Here is a 4,838-nt window from a genome sequence, read left to right as displayed (position 1 = left end):
GGCCGGCCAATCGGGCGGTACCACGAAGTTCAGTTCGATCTGCACCCCCCGGCCAACCCGTGCGACAAAGGCGTGGTGGGAGATGAAGCCGTAGCGCGCCACCACGTCGCGTGCGACCGCATCGACCTGGTCGCGCAAGTCCTGCGGGGTCACCAGCAGGATCTCGCCTAAGGCGCGGCGTACCGTCGCGAACGGCACGGGAATAATTACGACACAGATCAGCAGCAGTGCGACCGGATCGACATAGGGCGATATCCACGCCAGCCGCGTGCCCTGCACCGCATGGCCCAGCAAGAAGGCGCAGAACAGGGCCGCGCCAAGCGCTGCCGTCATGCCCCATGCCTTCGCGTCCAGCGCGACCAGCGCCGATCCGATCCGGCGGTTCGCGCGCGTGATGTACGCCGCCATGCATACGTCCGCCGCCGTGCCGATCGCCGCATAGGCCAGCGCGACATCGAACGAAAGCGCGCGCCCGCCCGCCAGGATCACGCCCACCGCATCGATCAGCGCATAGATCGCCGCGCCGGTCAGCAGCATGCCGTTCAGCAGCAGCGCGATCGGCTCGAGGTGCCAGAAGCCCATGGTGAAGCGCTGGCTATAGTTGCGACCCACGGAATCGGCCGCGTTGGAGGCAGCGATCAGTTTGGCGACCAGCAGCGCCAGAACCGTCATCACTGCATCGACCGCGCCATAGAGGCCATCGAACACGATCGCCGCGGAGCCGGCGATCAGGCCGACGATCACCCCGGCGGCCGCCAGCACGATGGTGGCCGCGATCGAAAGGCGGAGAAGGGCCTGCTCGTCCCCGATCGCGTCGCGGTAGCAGCCGGACGCCCGACGGAGAACTGACCGCTGTCCTACACCGCCCGGCCAATGGTATCACGGCGGCGATGGCCCGCCTCCATGCCCCGATCCGCACGCGCCCGGCGCCTGCCAAGACGTTTGGCAATGGCGTGCGGCGCGTGCGTGGTGCTTTGCTGGCGCGCCCACGTGAAACCGCGCCACGCCTCAACCGCCTCAATTTGTCTCCGGGTCGCGCATTCGTATCGCCTGTAACGATTAGTCGCTAAGTCTGCCGTCGAAAAAGGAGTCCAGCGATGACCGACACGCCCGAACCGACCGAAGCCGACCTCACCGGGGTCGAGCCGCGCGTCAGCCCCAAGCCTGCGGTGGAGGAGGTCGGCGGTCGCAAGCTGAAGCCCTCCACGCTGATGATGGGCCACGGCTTCGATCCGATGCTGTCGGAAGGCTCGCTGAAGCCGCCGATCTTTCTCACCTCCACCTTCGTCTTCCCCAATGCCGCCGCGGGCAAGCGCCATTTCGAGGGCGTCACCGGCAAGCGCCCCGGCGGCGCCGAGGGACTGGTCTATTCGCGCTTCAACGGCCCCAACCAGGAGATCCTGGAGGACCGGCTGGGCGTGTGGGAGGAGGCGGAGGATGCGCTCGCCTTCTCCAGCGGCATGTCCGCGATCGCCACGCTGTTCCTGGCGATGGTGAAGCCCGGCGACACGATCGTCCATTCCGGCCCGCTCTATGCCGCTACCGAGACGCTGATCGCGCGTATCCTCGGCCGCTTCGGCGTCCACTGGCTTGATTTCCCCGCCGGGGCGACGCGCGAGGAGATCGATGCGGTGCTGGGCAAGGCCGCGTCGGGCAATGTCGCGCTGATCTACCTCGAATCGCCCGCTAATCCCACCAACGCGCTGGTCGACGTCGAGGCGGTCGCCGCCAGCCGCGATGCGGTCTTCACCGGCGCGAACAAGCCGCCGATCGCGATCGACAACACCTTCCTGGGGCCCCTCTGGCACCAGCCGCTCAAGCACGGCGCCGACATCGTCGTCTATTCGCTGACGAAGTACGCCGGCGGCCATTCGGACCTCGTGGCGGGCGGCGTGCTCGGCTCCAAGGCACACATCGACACTATCCGGCTGATGCGCAACACGATCGGCACGATCTGCGATCCCAACACCGCCTGGATGCTGCTCCGCTCGCTGGAGACGCTGGAACTGCGCATGAGCCGCGCGGGCGAGAATGCGGAGAAGGTCTGCGCCTTCCTGCGCGACCATCCCAAGGTCGAGCGGGTCGGCTACCTCGGCTTCCTCGAAGAGGGCTCGCGCCAGGCCGACATCTACCGCCGCCACTGCTCCGGCGCCGGCTCCACCTTCTCGCTCTACCTCAAGGGCGGCGAGGCGGAAGCGTTCCGCTTCCTCGACGCGCTCAAGATCGCCAAGCTCGCGGTCAGCCTCGGCGGCACCGAAACGCTCGCCTCCCACCCCGCCGGCATGACCCATCTGTCGGTACCCGAGGCGCGCAAGCAGGCGCTGGGCATCACCGACAATCTCGTCCGCATCTCGATCGGCGTGGAGGACGCCGACGACCTGATCGCCGACATGGAGGCGGCGCTGGCGGCGGTGTGAACCGCTTGCAATGTTGGAGACGGTCGGGCCAGGCTCTCCGGTGAAACCTACCCGACCAGTTGCAGCCGCGCCTGTGCCGCCTCCATCACGACGCTCTCCACCCCATCCAGCCGCTCGACCCGTTCGGCGGCTTCGGGGGTCAGCAGGAAGTCACGCCCAATCAGCAGCACGGCCTCGCCCTCTGCGGTGGCTACCACCAGCCGCAGCTCGCTCCGCCCGCCCCTGTGCTCCCCGAGCAGCCCGGCTAGCGGCGCGCACACCGCCGGGTCCGCCACCCGGATCGTCGCCCGGAACCGCGTGCTCGCCGCCAGCGACTCGAACGGTTGGATGCGCTTCACCGTCACCCGCGGCATCTCCTCGCCCGGCCTCTTGTCCAGCTCCACGGTGGCGAGCCCGCACCCGCCGATCCGCGCCGCTTCCTCCAGGTCGTTCGCGACCATGTCGTCGAAACAGGTGGCGACGAACTGGCCGGTGGCGTCGGACAGCGTCGCCATCATGTACTTCTTGCCCCGCGCCGAGGTGCGCCAGCGCGCCTCCTCCACCAGCACCGCCATGGTCGCGCCCACCCGCGCGTCGGCCGGAATGGTCAGCTCGGCCAGCGAGGTATAGCCGCGCGCACCGTGCATCTTGGCCAGTTGCCGGTGCCGGTCGACCGGATGCGCCGAGAAGTAGAAGCCGAACGCCTCCTTCTCCTGCTCCATCCGCTCCGCCATCGACCAGTCGGCCGACCTGGGCAGCCGGATCGAGTCACCGCCAGGCGCATCGCCGAACAGTCCGCCCTGCCCGCTCGCCTTCTGGCTGTGGGTGCGCGCCGCCACCGCCAGCATCGTCTCCGCCACCGCGAACACGCCCGCCCGGTTGGGCTCCACCGAGTCGAACGCGCCCGCCGCCGCCAGCGTCTCCAGCTGGCGCTTGTTGATCAGCCGCGGATCGACGCGGTGGGCGAAGTCGTCGAGGCTGGCAAACGGCCCGGCCGCGCGCTCCTCGACCAATCTCTCCATCGCCCCCTCGCCCACCGACTTGAGCGCGGCAAGTGCGTAGCGGACCTTCGGCCCCTCCGCCTCGACGTCGAAGTCCGCGGCGCTGGCATTGATGTCGGGCGCCAGCACCTCGACCCCGAGCCGGCGCGCATCGTCGACAAAGATCGCCAGCTTTTCCGTCTGATGGATATCGAAGCTCATCGACGCTGCGAGGAACTCATGCGGATGATGCGCCTTCAGCCAGGCGGTCTGATAGGCGAGCAGCGCATAAGCCGCGGCGTGACTCTTGTTGAAGCCATAGCCGGCGAATTTATCGATCAAGTCGAACAGTTCGTTGGCCTTGCTCGCCGGGATGCCGTTGTGCGCCGCGCAGCCCTCGACGAAGGTGGCGCGCTGCGCGTCCATCTCCGCCTTGATCTTCTTGCCCATCGCGCGCCGCAGCAGGTCCGCGCCGCCCAGCGAATAGCCGGCGAGCACCTGCGCCGCCTGCATCACCTGTTCCTGATAGACGAAGATGCCGTATGTCTCGGCCAGGATCGGCTCCAGCAGCGGGTGCGGATAATCGATCGCCTCCGTTCCCTGCTTGCGGCGGCCAAATGCGGGGATGTTGTCCATCGGGCCGGGACGGTAGAGCGAGACGAGCGCGACGATGTCGCCGAAGTTGGTCGGGCGCACCGCGGACAGCGTGCGCCGCATGCCTTCCGATTCCAGCTGGAACACGCCCACGGTGTCGCCGCGCTGGAGCAAGGCGTAAACTGCGGCATCATCCCAGGCAAGTGCGTCGAGATCGACAACGATGCCTCGTTTTTCAAGCAGTTGCACCGCCTTCTTGAGCACGGACAGCGTCTTGAGGCCGAGGAAGTCGAACTTCACCAGCCCGGCGCCCTCGACATATTTCATGTCGAACTGGGTTACGGGCATGTCCGATCGCGGATCGCGGTACAGCGGGACGAGTTCCGCCAGCGGCCGATCGCCGATCACCACGCCCGCGGCATGGGTGGAGGAGTGGCGGGGCAACCCCTCCAGCTTCATCGCCAGATCAAGAAGCCGCCGTACGCTGTTGTCGTTGCTATATTCCTTGTGCAGTTCGCCGACACCGTTGAGCGCGCGTTCCAGCGTCCAGGGATCGGTGGGATGGTTGGGCACCAGCTTGGCCAGCCGGTCGACATGGCCATAGCTCATCTGCAGCACGCGGCCGGTATCCTTGAGCACCGCGCGCGCCTTGAGCTTCCCGAAGGTGATGATCTGCGCCACCTGGTCGCGGCCGTACTTCTCCTGGACGTAGCGGATCACCTCGCCGCGCCGGGTTTCGCAAAAGTCGATGTCGAAGTCGGGCATCGACACGCGCTCGGGATTGAGGAAGCGTTCGAACAGCAGGCCGAGCTTCATCGGGTCGAGATCGGTGATGGTCAGCGCCCAGGCGACCACCGAGCCGGCGCCC

3 protein-coding genes are annotated in these 4,838 nt (G+C 67.5%); 1 reads left to right on the top strand and 2 read right to left on the bottom strand.

Annotated features, from left to right (window positions below; genetic code table 11):
- The coding region (locus tag ACFDTH_RS17405) for a cation diffusion facilitator family transporter (RefSeq protein WP_375288816.1) at positions 1 to 777 on the bottom strand (777 nt) is incomplete at its 3' end.
- A 320-nt stretch (positions 778 to 1,097) separates the two neighbouring features.
- Between ACFDTH_RS17405 and ACFDTH_RS17400 the strand changes: the two genes are divergently transcribed.
- The gene (locus tag ACFDTH_RS17400) at positions 1,098 to 2,417 is read left to right on the top strand and encodes a cystathionine gamma-synthase family protein (RefSeq protein WP_375288815.1); all 1,320 of its coding nucleotides are present in this window, start codon (positions 1,098 to 1,100) and stop codon (positions 2,415 to 2,417) included.
- Positions 2,418 to 2,464: 47 nt separating this feature from the next.
- Here ACFDTH_RS17400 and dnaE read toward each other — a convergent pair.
- On the bottom strand, positions 2,465 to 4,838 hold a 2,374-nt coding region (dnaE, locus tag ACFDTH_RS17395; protein WP_375288814.1), incomplete at its 5' end, for a DNA polymerase III subunit alpha.

It is taken from the genome of Sphingomonas sp. (assembly GCF_042096255.1).
Classification (GTDB): domain Bacteria; phylum Pseudomonadota; class Alphaproteobacteria; order Sphingomonadales; family Sphingomonadaceae; genus Sphingomonas.
This window is presented reverse-complemented; position numbering and strand designations above follow the sequence as displayed.

Bases quoted from the DNA above. Each gene is read 5' to 3' on its own strand.
- ACFDTH_RS17400 (WP_375288815.1), top strand. From the start codon at position 1,098: ATGACCGACACGCCCGAACCGACCGAAGCCGACCTCACCGGGGTCGAG.